Annotated in this window: 14 protein-coding genes and 1 other annotated feature; of the genes, 4 read left to right on the forward strand and 10 right to left on the reverse strand. The window is 45.1% G+C overall.

What is annotated here, in order from left to right:
• Positions 1–234 precede the first annotated feature (234 nt).
• The 10 genes from ACZQK9_RS11390 to feoB all read right to left on the reverse strand — a co-directional run bounded on the left by ACZQK9_RS11390 (position 235) and on the right by feoB (position 14,436).
• A complete protein-coding gene (locus ACZQK9_RS11390) occupies positions 235–903 on the reverse strand; it encodes a hypothetical protein (RefSeq protein WP_117781657.1) in 669 nt (222 codons plus the stop codon).
• A gap of 47 nt (positions 904–950) precedes the next feature.
• The gene (locus ACZQK9_RS11395) at positions 951–1,859 is read right to left on the reverse strand and encodes an NAD-dependent epimerase/dehydratase family protein (protein ID WP_021985046.1); all 909 of its coding nucleotides are present in this window, start codon (positions 1,857–1,859) and stop codon (positions 951–953) included.
• 169 nt (positions 1,860–2,028) lie between these two features.
• Entirely contained in the window at positions 2,029–2,910 is an 882-nt protein-coding gene (locus ACZQK9_RS11400) for a sodium ion-translocating decarboxylase subunit beta (RefSeq protein WP_483270635.1), read from the reverse strand.
• A 100-nt stretch (positions 2,911–3,010) separates the two neighbouring features.
• Positions 3,011–3,811 carry an SDR family NAD(P)-dependent oxidoreductase gene (locus tag ACZQK9_RS11405; RefSeq protein WP_483270636.1) on the reverse strand — a complete coding sequence of 267 codons (801 nt, stop codon included), beginning with the start codon at positions 3,809–3,811 and terminating at the stop codon, positions 3,011–3,013.
• 94 nt (positions 3,812–3,905) lie between these two features.
• Positions 3,906–6,635 carry an FtsX-like permease family protein gene (locus ACZQK9_RS11410; RefSeq protein ID WP_483270637.1) on the reverse strand — a complete coding sequence of 910 codons (2,730 nt, stop codon included), beginning with the start codon at positions 6,633–6,635 and terminating at the stop codon, positions 3,906–3,908.
• 1 nt (position 6,636) lies between these two features.
• Positions 6,637–7,338, reverse strand: a complete 702-nt coding sequence (locus ACZQK9_RS11415) for an ABC transporter ATP-binding protein (protein WP_483270638.1) — start codon at positions 7,336–7,338, stop codon at positions 6,637–6,639.
• Between the two features lie 161 nt (positions 7,339–7,499).
• The gene (locus ACZQK9_RS11420) at positions 7,500–8,114 is read right to left on the reverse strand and encodes a TetR family transcriptional regulator (RefSeq protein ID WP_181985605.1); all 615 of its coding nucleotides are present in this window, start codon (positions 8,112–8,114) and stop codon (positions 7,500–7,502) included.
• Between the two features lie 385 nt (positions 8,115–8,499).
• Positions 8,500–9,474, reverse strand: a complete 975-nt coding sequence (gene bsh / locus ACZQK9_RS11425; RefSeq protein ID WP_483270639.1) for a choloylglycine hydrolase — start codon at positions 9,472–9,474, stop codon at positions 8,500–8,502.
• Between the two features lie 327 nt (positions 9,475–9,801).
• Positions 9,802–11,490 carry a carbon starvation CstA family protein gene (locus tag ACZQK9_RS11430; protein WP_483270640.1) on the reverse strand — a complete coding sequence of 563 codons (1,689 nt, stop codon included), beginning with the start codon at positions 11,488–11,490 and terminating at the stop codon, positions 9,802–9,804.
• A gap of 113 nt (positions 11,491–11,603) precedes the next feature.
• Positions 11,604–11,902 (reverse strand) — a binding site (T-box leader).
• A 149-nt stretch (positions 11,903–12,051) separates the two neighbouring features.
• Positions 12,052–14,436: a ferrous iron transport protein B gene (gene feoB, locus ACZQK9_RS11435; protein WP_483270641.1), complete on the reverse strand. Its 2,385-nt coding sequence runs from the start codon at positions 14,434–14,436 to the stop codon at positions 12,052–12,054.
• A gap of 199 nt (positions 14,437–14,635) precedes the next feature.
• Here feoB and ACZQK9_RS11440 point away from each other — a divergent pair, with 199 nt between their 5' ends.
• From ACZQK9_RS11440 to ACZQK9_RS11455, 4 genes are read left to right on the forward strand one after another with little or no spacing between them, the layout of a single operon-like run.
• Positions 14,636–14,896, forward strand: coding sequence for a hypothetical protein (locus tag ACZQK9_RS11440; RefSeq protein WP_483270642.1), 261 nt, complete (start codon positions 14,636–14,638; stop codon positions 14,894–14,896).
• Entirely contained in the window at positions 14,893–15,525 is a 633-nt protein-coding gene (locus tag ACZQK9_RS11445; RefSeq protein WP_483270643.1) for a DUF3137 domain-containing protein, read from the forward strand. Before ACZQK9_RS11440 ends, ACZQK9_RS11445 begins: the two co-directional genes overlap by 4 nt.
• A 24-nt stretch (positions 15,526–15,549) precedes the next feature.
• On the forward strand, positions 15,550–16,521 hold the full coding sequence (locus ACZQK9_RS11450) for a DUF3137 domain-containing protein (RefSeq protein WP_483270644.1): 972 nt from the start codon (positions 15,550–15,552) through the stop codon (positions 16,519–16,521).
• Between the two features lie 12 nt (positions 16,522–16,533).
• Positions 16,534–17,427 carry an aldose 1-epimerase family protein gene (locus ACZQK9_RS11455; RefSeq protein ID WP_483270645.1) on the forward strand — a complete coding sequence of 298 codons (894 nt, stop codon included), beginning with the start codon at positions 16,534–16,536 and terminating at the stop codon, positions 17,425–17,427.
• Positions 17,428–17,607 lie beyond the last annotated feature (180 nt).

A 17,607-nucleotide genomic window follows, 5' to 3' on the forward strand; every position in this document is an offset into this window, starting at 1 on the left:
CCAACACTCTGCGGTGTTTCTATCTTTACTGCGTCATCCGGCAAGCTTCCTGTTTGATATTTATTTATATCATTTATTGACCACACAATTTTTATCATATCAACTTCCTGTTCTTTCTGTATAATCCTTGGCATTTACAATATGTACCGTATTATAAAATAATTGCTTCAATTGCTCATATTCAGTCGTTTTGTATTCTCTAAGTTTTATCCTCATAAGCTGGAATCTGACTAATTATTGTGTTTTAATGATTCTATAAACTACCCCCAATTGAGCAGGGTATGTTTCTTTAATCATTCCATTAAACCATATTGTAACGATATCTCCCACCTGAACATCTTCCGCTAAATTTTCTGCCGATACATAATACTCTCCATCATTCATCTGACAAAAGCCTTCAGCTGTACTCACATGCGTTACAAGAAGTTCTCCATCATCGATAATTTCTTTTACTTTTGCATTAAAATTGATAACCTCTATTGGAATAGACGTATCATCTTTTTCAATATCTCTAAATATGATTCGTTCGTCATCAATGACTACTATGAGCTGACCTTCAGAACTCCTTTGATAATGATATCCGCTTCCGAAATTTGATTGATTATTTTCAGATGGTAACTCTGTCCCTGCCACTGTTGACACAATTTCTCCATCCATTGTTCCACAACCAGGCATTGACGCTACATATCCTGTGTCTTTATATATAACACCATCAACCATAACACATGGAGGATATGAGCCAGTATCTGCTATTTGCTCATTTTGTACTACATCATCATTTTCTTTATTTTCTGTTTCTACGGACACATTTCCAGACACAGGTTCTTTATTTTCTTGATTCGTTCCACATCCAGCCATTCCCAGCACCATACATAATACAAGCAGATAGATTACTTTTTTCATAATACATGCCTCCTTAACTTATATTTTTTAACTCTATAAACTGGAATTTAACTTTCCACTAAGTTTTCATCAATAAACTCAAAATATGGTTTCTTATTAACTTCAGTGTTATGTTCAAGATACCATTCAGCTGCATCCTTCAATCCATCTTCTAAAGTTGTAGTTTCCGAGAATATCTCGCCTTGACGAGACACATCCAAATAGTACTCATAGTTGTAAAAACTAAAATAATTTCTCTGTTCAATTTCCTCATAGACATTTACAAAAGTCGGCTTTTTTCCTAAACTCTCGTAACATTTTGTAACCCACTCTTTTATAGATACTGCTTCAGCATTACCAACATTTAAAATATGCTCCTCTGGTTTTTCCTTTATAATCACTTCCATCAACCTGCACAAATCTTTCACATGGAAAAATTGTAATTTCATATCTCCATCCTTTGGTAAATAGAATTTTCTATCTGCTAAGGCACAATCAAATACAAACGCCTCTCTATAAACGTTATTCATAGGTCCATATAGGTATGGCGGTCTTAATATATACGCATCTTTCACTCTTTCAAGTAATGCCTTTTCAGCTGCTATTTTATCAGTTCCATATGTACCCCAAAAGATATTTGCGGCTTTTTCTGATTCTTCAAGAAATGGTTGAACTCCATACTCTGGATACACAGCACTTGAACTAATCATAATGTACTGTCCATAAGAACCTAATTCCTTAACAAAATCAATAATGTCTTTTTCGTTATAAGCTGTTATATCAGCCACAACATCAAAAGAGAGGTTTTTCAATATACCATTCAAATTATGTCTATCGCCTTCAATGAGTTTTACTCCCCGAACTTGTGACTTAGTATTTCTGTTAAGTACATATACTTCATAGCCCATATTCACAAAATATTCAGCTGCATACTTACTTACAAAAGTTGTTCCCCCTGTTACTAGTATCTTTTTCATAAATTCCTCCTTAGTTCTAAAAATACCGATTTGTTAACCTCTTTTTATCTCTTAAACCAATTCTATTATGTATCATATTTTATGTCAAACAAAACTCAATCTCAACCAAATAATCCCCTCCGCACCAGAGCATATTTCGCTTGCTTCCGGCACAGAAGGGGATTTTGATTTAACTAAGTAACGTAATATAGATACCGGTCAGGATTGCCGTTGTGATAACGCCGCAGATATTCGCGCCGAGAGCATAATCCAGAATAAATGCTGCCGGATTTGCCTTTGCAGCAGCCTTCTGTGCAACCTTCGCCGTAGATGGCACACACGACACGCCTGCGATGCCGACCGTCGGATTGAACTTTCCTTTCTTGAAGAAATATACAACATAGCCGCCAATGATACCGCCGATTCCGGACAGCAATAACGACAGCATACCGAGGATCAGAAGCTTCACAACCGTTGCATCCAAAAGCGTGCTTGCATCACACAGAACTCCAAGCATCAACCCCAGGAAGAACGTTGCAAAATACAGGAAATTTTCTCCGATCATCTTGATGTACGCAGAGATTCCGGTCTCACGGATTACGATTCCCACGAAGAAGCTCAAAAACAGCGGTGCCGCAACCGGGAACAACAGGCAAAGCAGCGCATTTGTAATGACTGCAAATACAATCTTCTCCTTTGGACGGATCTTGCTCACCTTCTTCTCTTTCGGAATCTGCTTTCCACGCATTTCTTTCGGGATCAGAAGTTTGATCAGGTATGGATAGCCACCATAAGTAAGACTTAAGTACAGATACGCAACAATCGAGATCGGGACGAAAAGCTCCGGTGCCAGCTTCAGCGAAGCAAAAAGCACCATCGGTCCATCCGCACCGCCAATGATGGAAACGGCTGCCGAAGAACCGGCATCAAGTCCCATCGCACGCGCAATTGCAATCTGTGGTGACTGCGCAAACATCGTACCGATACCCTGGAAAAGATCTAAGATACTGCACACAGAATACTTAAGGCTGCAATTAAAATTGCCACAATGATTCGCTTGTGATCTGCACATCGTCTCATACTTAACTCCTCGTTGGAACTCGTTTCTTCAATGACAAATCATAGCGAATTATGTGGCAACTGTCAATTTCTATTTTCCTTTTTTTAACCGATTATGGTCTCTGACCAAGCGCACCCTCCAGTGTCAGTGTCTCACCGCTCATATACTTGAAGTCCGGTGACGCAAGCTGTACGCAGACACGGCCGATTTCTTTTTCTACATCTCCGAAATGTCCCATCGGCGGTGTGTGGACATTCGCCTTGAATGCGTCCGGATATGCTTTCTCGAAGTTCTCAAGCTGTGCGGTCCATGCAAGCGGACATACGACGTTCGCATTGATGCCATCGGCAGCCCACTCGGTTGCTGCGACTCTTGTCAGTCCACGGATACCTTCCTTCGCTGCGGCGTAAGCGCACTGTCCGAAATTTCCGAACAAGCCTGCGCCCGATGCAAAATTAATCACGGAGCCCTTCGTCTCCTTCAGATATGGATAGCATGCTTTCATATAATAAAATGCTGCATACAATCCGGAATAAATCGCAAGGTCAAACTGTGCGGTCGTGTGATCGGCGATCGTCACACCGGAAGCAGAAGCCTGCGCATTGTTGATCAGTACATCAATTCTTCCAAATGTATCGATCGTCTGCTTTACAACATTTGCCACGACTGCCTCATTGTCAACGCCGGCGCTTACATCTGCCTGTACCGGAAGCACCTTCACGCCGTATTTGCGTTCGATTTCTTCTTTTGCATCGTCTAGCTTCTGTACGTTCCGTCCGGTCAGGACAAGGTTCGCGCCTTCCTTCGCATAGGCAGTTGCGATTCCATATCCGATTGAACCGCAGCTTCCGTCGCTTAATACCGCGCGTCCACCACCTGTGATAATTGCTACTTTACCTTCTAAAAATCCCATGTCATAATCCCCTTTCGTATCATAATTCAGATATGTATATTGTACCAAAAAAACGCATGCTTCTCAATGGAAATACATGCGTTTTTTTCTCATTTTACTCGCGATTTTTAAGCACTTCAGCCGGCAGCATCTGCTTGATCTTCCGCACAAGTAAATGATTGATAATGAAATACAATACAAGCACACCTGCGAACATCGCCAGATACAGCCATGCCGAGAAGGACTTGTCGACACCACACGCGATATTCGGTACGAACTGCGGCTCGTACACCGCATCGAGCAGTACCTTCGCAAGCGGAATCGAAACAAGCGCACCGAGCAAAACGATATAGAAGTTTCCATCTAAGTACATCTTCTTGACTTCCTTATTCCGGTAACCGAAGATCTTGATCAACGCAATGCTGAACGAAGAACGATCGATCATAACCTTCATCATCAGATACAGGACAATCGCAAAGATCAGGGCAGATACCGCGCCGATCGTAATAATCATCGAACGCATCTGGTCAGAGAAGATTCCGGCTGCTTTCTTCACATCGTCACGTGTCATCGTCGAATACAGACGTCCACTTTCCACACCCAGATCATGATCGGCAAATACGACATTATAATAATCATCCTGCTCACCGAACAGGTCAAGCGCCTTATCATATGGAAGGAACACCATAAAGCTTGGCGCATACTGTGTCACTGCCTCGATCTCAAATGCATAAATCTTTCCATTTTCCTCGTCTTTCAGAGTAATCACATCTCCTTTTTTCAGTCCGTATTTATAGGAAATGGATGAGCTGATTGTTACCTTGTCTGCCGAATCGGAAAGTGTCACATCAAAGAACGGATTGTTCTCCTTGATACCAAGCACCGTTACATCAAAGTTATATCCATAGATTTCCTTCTTCAACGTCTTGGCATAAGCTTCATAGCCACCATCCGGCACTTCCTCGCCCGGATATTTATAGGTATACATATATTCAAATTTTGTATCTGCGACATAATCATCCTGTACAGCACGACAGTATACATAGATTTCCATTGACATAACGAGCAGCAGGATACTAACAAACATACCGAATACAACGGTAAGTGCAGTCCGTCTCTCACGCAGGATCTGGCGGATACGGAACAGTTTCATAAACTTCATGTTGCCAAGCTTCACATCCTTGCCCTTTGCAGCCTTCTGCTCATTTTTAAGCAATGTCAATACTGGACGGGACAGGCGCTTGCGGATAACAAGACTTGTCACGACCAGACATATGATTGGCGGAATTGCAACACCATATACGATTGTATATGGCCGTATCTGTACCGCTATATCCGGCAGGGAATAATAATAATATGTATCCTGCATCTGGTACCGCACGCCAATCTTTGTGTAAGCGAGTGCTGTTCCAATTGCACCTCCGATCAGGGAAATCAAGGTCGGAAGCAGGATGTAATGCCTCATCAGATCCTTTCGCTTTACACCGAGTGCATAGAGGGCTCCGATCACAGCGCTCTCCTGATCGATGGAATGTACCACGAATACAGAAAGCACATAAGCAATCAGCACCAGGAGCAAAACGCCAGCAATCATACCGATTGTATTGTTCATCTCCACATCATCACTGGCTGCATGGATACGCACATTGTCCTCTGCAGTTACGAAGGACAGCAGATTATTCGCATCAGCATTGAATATCTCATCAAGCATATCCTCTGTCTCATCCTTTAATTCCTGCACGCCATCTTGTACATCAGCTGCACCGTCGGCTGCGTCCGCAGTACCATCTGTATATTCATAGATACCATCCGAAAATGCTTTCAGCTTCTGCAATTCGCTCTTCGCATTCACAAGCCCAAGCTGCAGCATTGCATTGTTTGTGGACCGAATCTGCTTATCTAATACCTCCTCGAAATTATCTGCGGTCAAAATCTCAACTCCGTAGGCAGAGAGCTTACTGTTTGCCTGTTCGAGATAGGCTGCAAATATCTGGTCGGATGCTTTTTGGAGATCGTGATTATTGTCTGTCAGCTCTGACAATCCATCCGCAAGCTCCTTTGCCCCATCGGCAAGCTCGTTAATTCCATCACGAAATTCCTCTTCCCTGCCGAGCGTCCGGTCCCAATACTCCTGAAAATACGCATCATCCACATCGTCGGAGGAGAAGGAAAGCTGCTTTAACTCTTCCTTTAATTCGTCATCGGTCATCGCATCATTTAACTTGTATGCATAATAATATTCCTCGGACTTCTCACTCTTGCCTTCCTTCTGAAGTATCGTGTACGCCTCATCTGTCACAAATGCCAGACCGAAGTTCAGACTGTCACAGACTGTGTCGCCGAGTGATTTCGATGGACTGTCGTAATCCGGCACCGTGCCGATACCGCTTACTTTATATGTACGGTCACCAAGAACAATTGTATCTCCTACGTGTATATCGTTTTTCTCCGCATATTGCCGCTCAAGCACAAGCTCATCGTCTGCCTGAGCGAGCTTGCCCGCATGAATCGCAATCGTGTCGATTTTGGTACGATTCTTGAACACACGAAGTGTCTTATCCCCATCGACATCATAATCTAAGAAAAACATTTTCTCCAATGTAATTCCCTTATCCGTCAATGCGTCCCACTCACTCTCCTTCATCGGAACAAAGAGGGAAAACTGACCATCTTCGACGTTCTGCTTCTTCGCCTCGGTTGTTGCGCCACGCATAACTGTCTCTGCTGCTCCAACAATACTCACAACCATATACATGCTGAGAATCAGCAAAAATGCGAGTGCCAGATAGCGCGGCAGATTCTCTTTGAAATCTCTGAAAATTCGTTTGCGTAATACTTTCTGCATCTTACAAATCCTCCAATTCTGCTGCCGGCACCTTCGTCTCGTTGTAGTAATTCTTCTTAATCTGCCCGTCCTTCAGGACGATCACCTGATCAACCATATCCTTGATTGCGTTGTTGTGTGTGACGATGATCATCGTTGTTCCATACTGCGCATTGATCTTCTCTAACAAAATGAGGATATCCCGGGAAGTTCTCGAATCCAGCGCTCCGGTTGGCTCATCGCAGAGCAGAAGCTTCGGATTCTTGATGAGTGCACGGGCAATCGCACAACGCTGTTGCTGCCCACCGGACAACTGGGATGGAAATTTGTTCTGATGCTCGGTCAGTCCAAGCACCTCCAGAAGCTCATCCATATCCAACGGCTGATCCGTCAGATACTCACACACCTGAATATTCTCGCGCACCGTAAGGTTCGGAACCAGATTGTAAAACTGGAAGATGAATCCGAGATAATCTCTACGATAATCGGAGAGCGCATCCATCTTAAGGCCTACCATCTCCTGTCCGTCGACCTGAATCGAACCGGAATCTACCACATCCAGTCCACCGATACAGTTTAGCAATGTGGATTTACCGGAACCACTCGTTCCCTGAATCACACACATCTTTCCTTTTTCAATACCTACCGACACGCCCTTCAACACCTGCATATAGCTGCCACCCTCTCCGTAGCTTTTCTTTACATCTGATACCTCTACATACATCTTCTTTGTCCTCCTTTTTTCTCATCTACATAATCATCCGCTTCCAACGACAGATTCGCCTATTTCGATAATCCCTGTATGTATTTGAATTATCTTGCCCTTGCATAACACTGTTATGTTTCGGGCTTATAAAAAGCTATGCATGGCATAGCTCATTTACTTTATTTGGTTTGGAACATTGCGTACCAGCCGCCAACCAGATACGGCAGGACGTGTTCCATGTGCTGTAGCGCTTTCTGCTCATCTCTCTCATGCAGCAGCAAATGGGTAAATGCATTGATCTGTACATGAGAGACCCAATGGATCGTATAGGCATCCGGCGGATCTACCCCCATCTGCTTTGCCTGTTCATCTGCAAATACGCGATATCCCTGTTCCAGTATCTCAACAAACTGATCGACGCAGTTTTCAAACCGAGACCCCTGGCTCTTCGTCAAAATCAAGGTAAACATATCATAGTTCGCATATAGAAGATGAATAATCTGCGCGCTTGCAAACATATCATCCTGCATGTTATCTTCCCTTGCATCCGGAAGCTGTTGCAGTTCCATGAGTTCCTGACGCATATGCTGTTGCAGCATATGTTTTAGCTTCTCCAAAACCGGCTCCACAATTGCCGCAAACAAATCTTCCTTATCCTGAAAGAAGAAATACAACGCACCGGTTGTCACCCCGGCATTCTTACAGATTGATCGAAGCGAGGCTCCCTGATATCCTTTTTCCAAGAATTCCTGCTTGGCACTCGCCAACAGCAACTCCCTTGTTTCCTTTTCCACTTTACTTGCTCCTTTTCGCTCCATCCTGATATATGCTTCTCATGGTTTTCACCCCATCACTTCGTGATGCGGCAGGTCGTCGCCTCCATCCTAATACAGGCTTCGCCTGTAGGAGACTCCTTACATAACACCGTTATGTTAGCGTATATTGCGCCAACTGTCAACCCTTATTTTTTAATTTGGGGGATTTCCCCGATTTTCCAACTTTTCCCCCAACCTGCTTGCTTCCCAACAGCTTCCGGTTGGGGGATTTTCCCGATTTTCCAACTTTTCCCCCAATTTACCACTCAAACTAACATAAAAAAGGCAGCCGACATTCATCGACTGCCTCAAACTCTAACTTCCACAAAAATTAGATTATTTCTATAACCATGACTATTGACTACTAATTCACCACACGAATCTGCTCTTCGTTGATCAGCGGATACCGGCGAAGTGTAGTTCCATCCAGATCCTCCCGGTGCATATCAACCGCCTGAATCTGATGATTCTCATAAGTTGTATAATAATAGATTCCCTTGTCCGCATTGACACAGGACGTATAAATCGTAATCTCATACTTCCCAGGTTCCACCTCACAACAGCCACGCTGCTGCTCTACCGAACCTAAGATATGGAAGAACTGGCTCACGCTCTCCGCCTCTGACTCTCCGGAGATGGCATGCATCTTCGTAAATGCGACCTTCGCAAACCGCGACGCCGACGAAAGATCGCCGGGAAGTCCAAGTCCACCCATGCCTCGACTATATGTCGCAAGCGGAAGCTCCTTCGCAAAGTGATTTTCCGGCTGACTTGGTGATACATGCATGTAATTGTTCAGCATGAACATCTGCACCGGAAATGGCGGATTGTTGGTCAGCACTCCGACCGGATTGTCATAGACATGCAAGCCATCCTCCACACATTCTACCACGATTGCGGCATCCTTATCTGCGATAATCCAATGAAGCGATGCACATGGCAGCTTCTCACTATACGGTGTTCCAACGAGATTCATCTTCTCTAACGCTTTACGTGCTTCAGACACTGTTGCACACTGACTTAAAATCCATGGAATAAACTCAAACTGTGCCACATTCTCACGACCTGCCTGCACGTCCTGATACTTCGCATTCCCAACGAAATTCAAGCCTGCCATACCAAGCCCCTTCTCATTTACGGCATCATAATAAAGCGGGTAATCATCTGCCACATACGCCATACCGATCATCGCGTAGTGCGACTTTCTCTCGCCCATATGCCGAAACTTGAAACTATAATTTCTCGGCGTCACTGTCACCTCATCGCCATACGAAAACTCATAATCGAGCGTCCGTCCAAAATAAAAATCCTTCGTCTTATACGTCGCTGCTGTACACATCCTGTATCTCCTTTCAAAGTTAAAAATTTGTCATTGCGAAACCTATTTGTAAATATCGTACGTATATAAACATATCAGATTTGTGGAATATAGATATGTTTGGAACATAGAAGTACTTGATGTTCTGTAAATATCCAGCAATGTTTGAACACGATGTTCAAACAAGCCGCCGCTGAGCCATGGACGGCGAATCGGCGGCGTTTGCGTCCGTTATCAAAACTTATATCAGAACATCATTAGTACTTCTTAGTTTCAATACATCCTATTATTATACAAATCTGATATGTAATATACGTACGATTTTTATTATATTAATTCGCAATTCTCCTAATTTTCAGCCTCTGCTTTCTTCGTGAACAGTTTCTTCAAACAACTAAATGCTACCAGCACACCAAGTACCATCAGCAAGATTGCGACGATAAACTGCAGTCCATCGACGAGCATCGTTGCATTTCCGCCGGCAATGTTCTTTACAAGTGCGATTGTCTTCTGTACCAATGCAGTAAATGTTACGGCAAGCATGATGAACATTGGCGCATACAGTGTCCAGCCGGTTCTTCCGGTTGTCTTCAAGAATACTGCAAGCGCAATCAATACAAGTGCTGCAAGCAACTGGTTTGCAGAACCAAACAAAGGCCATACATTAGTATATCCACCAAGTGTCAGTAAATATCCAAAGAATAATGTTACCACAGTTGCGAAATATTTGTTAGTCAAAATTTTCTGCCATACAGGCATCTTTGATGTATCGGTTGTATCGCCGAGGAACAGCTCCTGGAAAGACATACGTCCGATACGCGCAACGGAATCAAGCGATGTCAGTGCAAGTGCAGATACACACATTGTCATAAATACAGTTGCGAGCTGAACCGGCAGACCAAGCTTCTCCAGGAATCCTGCAACACCACTGGAGAAGATTGCAAACGGAGTTCCCTCCGGCTTCGTACCATTGACTGCAACAGCACCGACAACTACCAATGCGATGATACCAAGCAATGACTCTACAATCATGGCGCCATAACCAACCATCGGCATATCCTTCTCGTTGCGGATCGTCTTCGATGATGTGCCGGAAGATACCAGACTGTGGAATCCTGAAACCGCACCACAGGCAATTGTTACAAACAATGTTGGGAACAGATAATTCCCACCGACATTAAATCCGTTATATGCATTGAGCTGCATCGTCGGATGTGCTACGACAACACCGACAACCGCACCGATGATCATGCCAAGCAGCATGAATGTTGTCATATAGTCACGTGGCTGCATCAGTAACCACATTGGCATAACCGATGCAAGAAACAGATATGCCATAACGATGTAGATCCATGCAGTCTTTGTAGCATACCAAGGAAGATGCATACCAAGTGCAAACATACCTACCAAAAGTGCGATTGCAATGACCGCTCTGACGCCTTCGTTCATATTCTTTACATGTTTCTGAATTACACCAAATACGATTGCTGCTACGATAAACAACATAGAGATAGAAGCGGCGGATGCATTTGCGTAGCTTGTCTCCTTCGCCATATCTGCAACACCCTTACCAACAAAGGTTCCGGCTACCATATCCGTAAATGCTGCGATAACAAGCAATGTGAACAACCAGCAAAACAGCATAAAAAGCTTTCTTCCTGCCTTACCGATATACTTCTCGATGATCATACCCATCGATTTTCCTTCGTTCTTCACAGATGCATACAAAGCTCCGAAATCCTGTACGGCTCCGAAGAACAATCCACCGATCAACAGCCAGAGCAATACCGGCACCCATCCGAATACAGATGCAAGGATTGGTCCGGTTACAGGGCCTGCGCCTGCGATGGATGAAAACTGATGTGCGAACACTGTGAATTTGGATGATGGAACATAGTCCTCTCCATCCTCGTACTTCACTGCCGGAGTTTCAGCCTTCGGATCAAGGCCCCATTTCTTTGCAAGCCATCTGCCATAGAAAAGATAGCCCGCGAACAACACTACAATTCCGATTAAAACAATTACTAAACCATTCATACTTCCTCACCCGCCACGCGGCGGCTCCCTTCTGAATATTTGCAAAGAGTAAATACATCCTGCAGCCAGACGAAAAATCTCATCGGCATACAAAAAATAAAACCTCCGTCTTACATAAAGACGAAGGTTTAAACTTCCGCGTTACCACTTTATTTGCCGCATATGCGACCACTCATTCTCATCTTACAGACCGCATATCGATATATTTGCAGCTTTTGCATCATCTCAACATGTCATCTGTGAAATAAGCTTCTATGTAACGGTAGAAAACCGGTGACACCTAATGTCCTAAAAAGGAATTCAGTGCACTGCTCGCAGAGGATAATTCCCGAAATCCTACACTGTCTCACACCAGCCGACAGCTCTCTGAAGTATTTCCTTTCGAAAATCTTGTTCTGTTCTCAGCATTTGCTCTTTGTTTACCGACATACTAGTCCTATTGAAAATGAATGTCAAGCGGTTTTTTGATATTATTTATCAATTACGATTTCCCCAGCCGGTTAACAGCGCTTTTCCCACATGGAAGCATTTCCGCTTTGTATGTACAAATGCCCGGAGGAATTACGCAATACCAAATGCCAGTCCAACTGCATGGACTAAGAATGCAACAACCCATGCGATAAGACACTGCACAATAACCGTGATCACTGCTGCTTTCGTGCCGCCCATTTCCCGCTTCACAGTAGCAATCGCAGCCACACATGGTGTATAAAGCAGCGTAAAGATCAGGAATACCATTGCCGTAAACGGAGTGAATAACGTTGCCACGCTCGTCACATCACCACCGAGCAGAACCGTAAGCGTCGATACCACACTCTCTTTTGCAGTAAATCCTGTGATCAGCGCCGTTGATACCCTCCAGTCCCCGAATCCAAGCGGCTTGAAGATTGGAGCAATCAGGCTTCCGATTAAGGCAAGCATACTCTGGTCTGCCGATGCAGCTACGTTGAACCGCAGATCGAAGGTCTGCAGGAACCAGATAATGATCGAGGCAAGGAAGATAATCGTAAATGCTTTCTGGATAAATCCCTTTGCCTTCTCCCATATTAAATGCAGCACGCTTTTTGCAGACGGCAGCCGGTAGTTCGGCAATTCCATCACGAAAGGAACCGGCTCACCCTTGAATTTCGTTACCTTCAGAATCAGTGCGTAGATCACTGCACACACGATTCCGATCAGATAAAGTCCGACCATCGCAAACACACGATACTGCCGTTGCACAAATGCACTGATCATAAGTGTATAGATTGGCAGCTTCGCGCTACAGCTCATAAATGGCGTCAGCAGGATCGTCATCTTCCGGTCACGTTCACTCGAGAGTGTCCGTGTCGCCATGATTGCAGGCACGGAGCATCCAAATCCAATCAGCATCGGCACGAAGCTTCTGCCCGATAATCCGATCTTACGAAGCGGTTTATCCATGACAAATGCAACCCTCGCCATATATCCGGTATCTTCCAGAATCGACAGGAAGAAAAACAGGATTACGATCGTAGGAAGAAAACTGATGACACTTCCGACACCCTGACAGATACCATCCACCACAAGAGAACGTACCACCGGATTAATCTGCGCAGCGACAAGTCCCTTGTCGATCCATCCAATGACCGCATCAACGCCAAGTGCCATCACATCGGACAGCCACGCACCAAGCAGACTGAAGGTCATGGCAAAAACAATCGCCATAATCCCGATAAAGCACGGAATCGCTGTATATTTTCCTGTCAGAAGCTTATCTATCTTTACGCTTCTCCGGTGTTCTTTACTCTCATGCGGACGCACAACCGTCTTCTCGCACAATCTCCCGATAAACTGAAACCGCATATCGGCAATTGCGGCTTCCCGGTCAAGTCCGGTTTCCTTCTCCATGACTGACACGATCTGCTCAAATGCTTCCTTCTTATCTTCTGCAAGCTGCAGTGCATCCTCGATCGGTGTATCCTTCTCGATCAGCTTTGTTGCAGCAAACCGCACAGGAAGATCGGCTTCCTTCGCATCATTTTCAATCATATGCGCAACCGCATGGATACAGCGATGCACCGCTCCAACCGGATCTTTGTCATCCTTACTGTCCGGACAGAAATCGATTCTTCCCGGCGGTTCATGGTATCTTGCCACATGCATGGCATGGCTTACCAGTTCATCGATACCTTCATTTTTCGCAGCTGAAATTGGCACCACTGGAATTCCAAGTATCTGCTCGAGTTCATTTACACGGATCGTACCGCCGTTCGCCCGCACCTCATCCATCATATTCAGTGCAAGCACCATCGGGATTCCAAGCTCCATGAGCTGCATCGTCAGACACAGATTCCGTTCTAAGTTCGACGCATCCACAATATTGATAATGCCGCTTGGCTTACCCTCAATCAGGAATTCCCGCGTCACAATCTCCTCGCTCGAATACGGGGAAAGCGAATATATACCCGGCAGGTCTGTCACCGTCGCCTCCGGATGATTCCGGATCGTACCATCCTTCCGGTCAACCGTCACGCCGGGGAAATTCCCGACATGCTGATTGGCTCCGGTCAGCTGGTTAAACAGTGTCGTCTTGCCACAGTTCTGATTGCCGGCAAGCGCAAATGTCAGCTTACCGCCTTTCGGAACTGCCGTCTTCTCATCATGTATATGGGTAGGATCCGCCTGTCCTAACTCACCAACCCCCGGGTGTTCAATCGATTCATAACGCACATTCTGTTTTGGCGCCTCCGCTTCCTTTTCATGCACATGATCCACATCTATTTTCTGTGCCTCACTCAGGCGCAGCGTAAGCTCATATCCGCGCACCTTCATCTGTACCGGATCACCCATCGGTGCAATCTTCTGCAGAGTGACTTCCGTTCCCGGCGTCAGTCCCATATCCAGAAGATGATGCCGCAAGGCACCTTCTCCGCCGACCGCCGTGATATAAGCACTCTGTCCCGGCTGTAATTCATCCATTGTCATCTATCATCATCTCCATCTCAAACATCTCTTATATTTCTACATATTTTACAATCCAAATTACATAATACAACCCAATCACCATCAACGCAAACATAATTACAGGCAGAACAAAAAATAATACAGCATCCGACCGGTCAGTTCCATTGCATTCCTCGTTTTTTCCATGTATAATAATGCAAAATAAGTGGGGGTGTACATTATGGATTCAAAACTATCCGATTCACAGATTGTATCGCAGATTTCCGGCAAGCAGCGGATGATTCAATTTCTGAACTTTATTCATCCACTTCTATTTATTGCCATGCCTGCAGCGATTTTTTGGGGGGTTGCAAATTGGGACAGAAATATAGGGAAAGGAATCTTCTTCGTAATCCTTGGTCTGCTCTGTATCCCATTTCTGGTCGTACTCGGAAAGTCTGTAAATGCATTGGAACGGAAAATCAAATCCCGGACTTCGTGAAAAACTGCAACATTCTTCCAAACTACGATCGTATCTCCGGCTCAGATTATGTATTCGGTACTTACCGCGGCGTTCCATTCACCTTCTGCGATCTGCATCTGCAGTATAAGGATACCTACCGGGATAAAAACGGACGGAAAAGGACCCGCTACCGCACGAACTTCCTCGGACATGTCATCACACTTGATACGAAGACCAATATCAATGGTTTTGTCCGTATCTGTGAGCGCAAGAATCCACGCAAAGAAAATGGTTTTCTCTCCGGTATCGTCAGCGGTGCAGTAGAATTTCTCGGCATGAACCAGAACAAGGTTGAGATGGAGAGCGATCCTTTCAACCAGCAGTTCAAGGTAATCACTTCCGATGACGAGCTTGCCTTCTATATTCTCACGCCACAATTCATGGAACATATTGTTGCTGCAGATGAGAAGGTCGACGGCTATACGAAGATTGAATTTGCGAACAGCAGAGTCACGCTGGCACTAAATAACGGGAAAAATTCTTTCGAACTCACTAAGACACTTTGGAGCAAATCCCGTCTGGATGAAACCAGCTTGCGGTTCCGCGATGAATTCCAGAATATCCTAAGCATCATCGACGAGATTCTGACGAAGGATAATTTATTTTAGACGAATCGAGGTATATTACATACTATGGCAAATCCAAATGATAAACAGCTTCTATCCCAGATCGCATCCAGCCAGAAAAGACAACGGGGTGGATTAATCCTGACTCCCATTTTATTTTTCATTGCCATGGGAATCATTATGGCTGGGATCTCGACGATCCAGTCGGGCAATACTGCACTTGGCATCTGCATCATTCTGGTCGGTATAGTTGCGTTCATCCTTTCCGCGAAATATCTTGAACATCTGAGCGATCAGAAGAATAAGATGAAGGATCTGGTCGGTCAGTCCGTTGTCAGAGAAATCCTCGCAGAACGCATCGCGATTGAGCAGTACAATCCAAACCAGTATTTTAACAAAGATTTCCTCGAGCATTGCAGCATTCTTCCAAACTACGATCGTTCCAGTGGCTCCGACTATATCAGCGGAACTTATCGCGGTGTACTGATCACCTATTGTGACCTGCATCTCGAAGTCGAGCAGGAAAGCACCGACAGCGACGGCAACACAACCACTTCCTATTACACGGTGTTCCGCGGTCCCGTCATCAATCTGGCACTGCGCCAGCCGTTAAATGGTTATGTCCGCATCCGCGAGCGCAAGAATCCGCGCAAGGAGAAGGGATTTTTCTCCGGTATCATAAACGGTGCAGCGGATCTGTTCAACATCGACCGAAACACGGTTGAGACGGAAAATGCACAGTTCAACCAGCAGTTCAAGGTCGACACATCCGACCCACAGCTTGCATTCTATGTACTGACACCGCAGTTCATGGAACATATCGTACAGGCGGATATGATTGTAAATGGCTATACGAATATCGAGTTTAATCAGGGAATCGTGACGCTTGCATTGAACAACGGAACCGATGCATTTGAGCTTGGCAAATATAAAAAGAACGAGCATTTCCTTGACGAGGCACGCCAGCGGTTCCGCTATGAGCTTAATTCGATTCTGGGAATTGTCGACGAGATGTTGACGAAAGAGAATTTGTTTTAGGAGGTATCACACATGTTACATACGATTGAAAATGATTATTTAAAAGTCACGGTATCTGACCATGGTGCCGAGCTCACAAGTGTCTACGATAAGGCACAGGATTTCGAACGGATCTGGTGTGCCGATCCGGCAGTCTGGAACCGACATGCACCTGTTCTATTCCCATTTGTCGGAAAGGTAAATAGCAATACATACCACTACAACGGAAACTCCTATACCATGAAGACACAGCATGGTTTCGCGCGCGATGCGGAATTCACCTGCATTGCAGAAACCACGGATTCGATCACACACAAGCTTGTGTATTCGGACGAGACACTAGCGATCTATCCATTTGAATTTGAATTGCTGATCTCACACTGCTTCGATGCAGAAAATCCACGTCTCCTGCACGTCACATGGACAGTGAAAAATCTTGGTTCAAGCGAAATGCTATATTCCATCGGCGGACATCCGGGCTTCCAGATTGCACCGGGACATGCACGGAGCGAATACTCCATCGTCCTGCCGGATGCAAAACCTCGACACTATCTCCTGCTTGATGCAGCCGGTTCCGGACTTGCCGATACGAGCAAGCGTTATCCATTCAACGACGCAGGCAACGCTTACGTTCCTGTCACAGATACCCTGTTCGACAAGGACGCGCTGATCTTCGAGAACGGACAGCTTCCAAGTGTCGGACTCGTCGATGCGGACAAGAAGCCATTTGTCACACTTACCTGCACGGACTTCCCATATGTTGGTATCTGGTCAAAACCGGATGGTCCGTATGTCTGCTTAGAGCCTTGGATCGGACGTACCGATAACATGGATTTCACCGGAGATTTGGCTGAGAAACCAGGCGAGCAGAGACTGGATGCAAACACTGAATCCAGGTTCCATTACACGATCGAATTCCACGGCTAAACTTACCTTTCTGCGTTGATTAACAGATACAACCTACGTTCTGATTAGCAGTCGTCAAATGCACAGCACAAATGCGTGCATTTTCCGCATCAGCATAACACATAAACAGGGACAGACAATTGAGCAGGCAACTTTGCCATCTCAATATCTGTCCCTGGTTCTATATTGGTTCTATATTTT

The organism is Wujia sp., assembly GCF_056872695.1.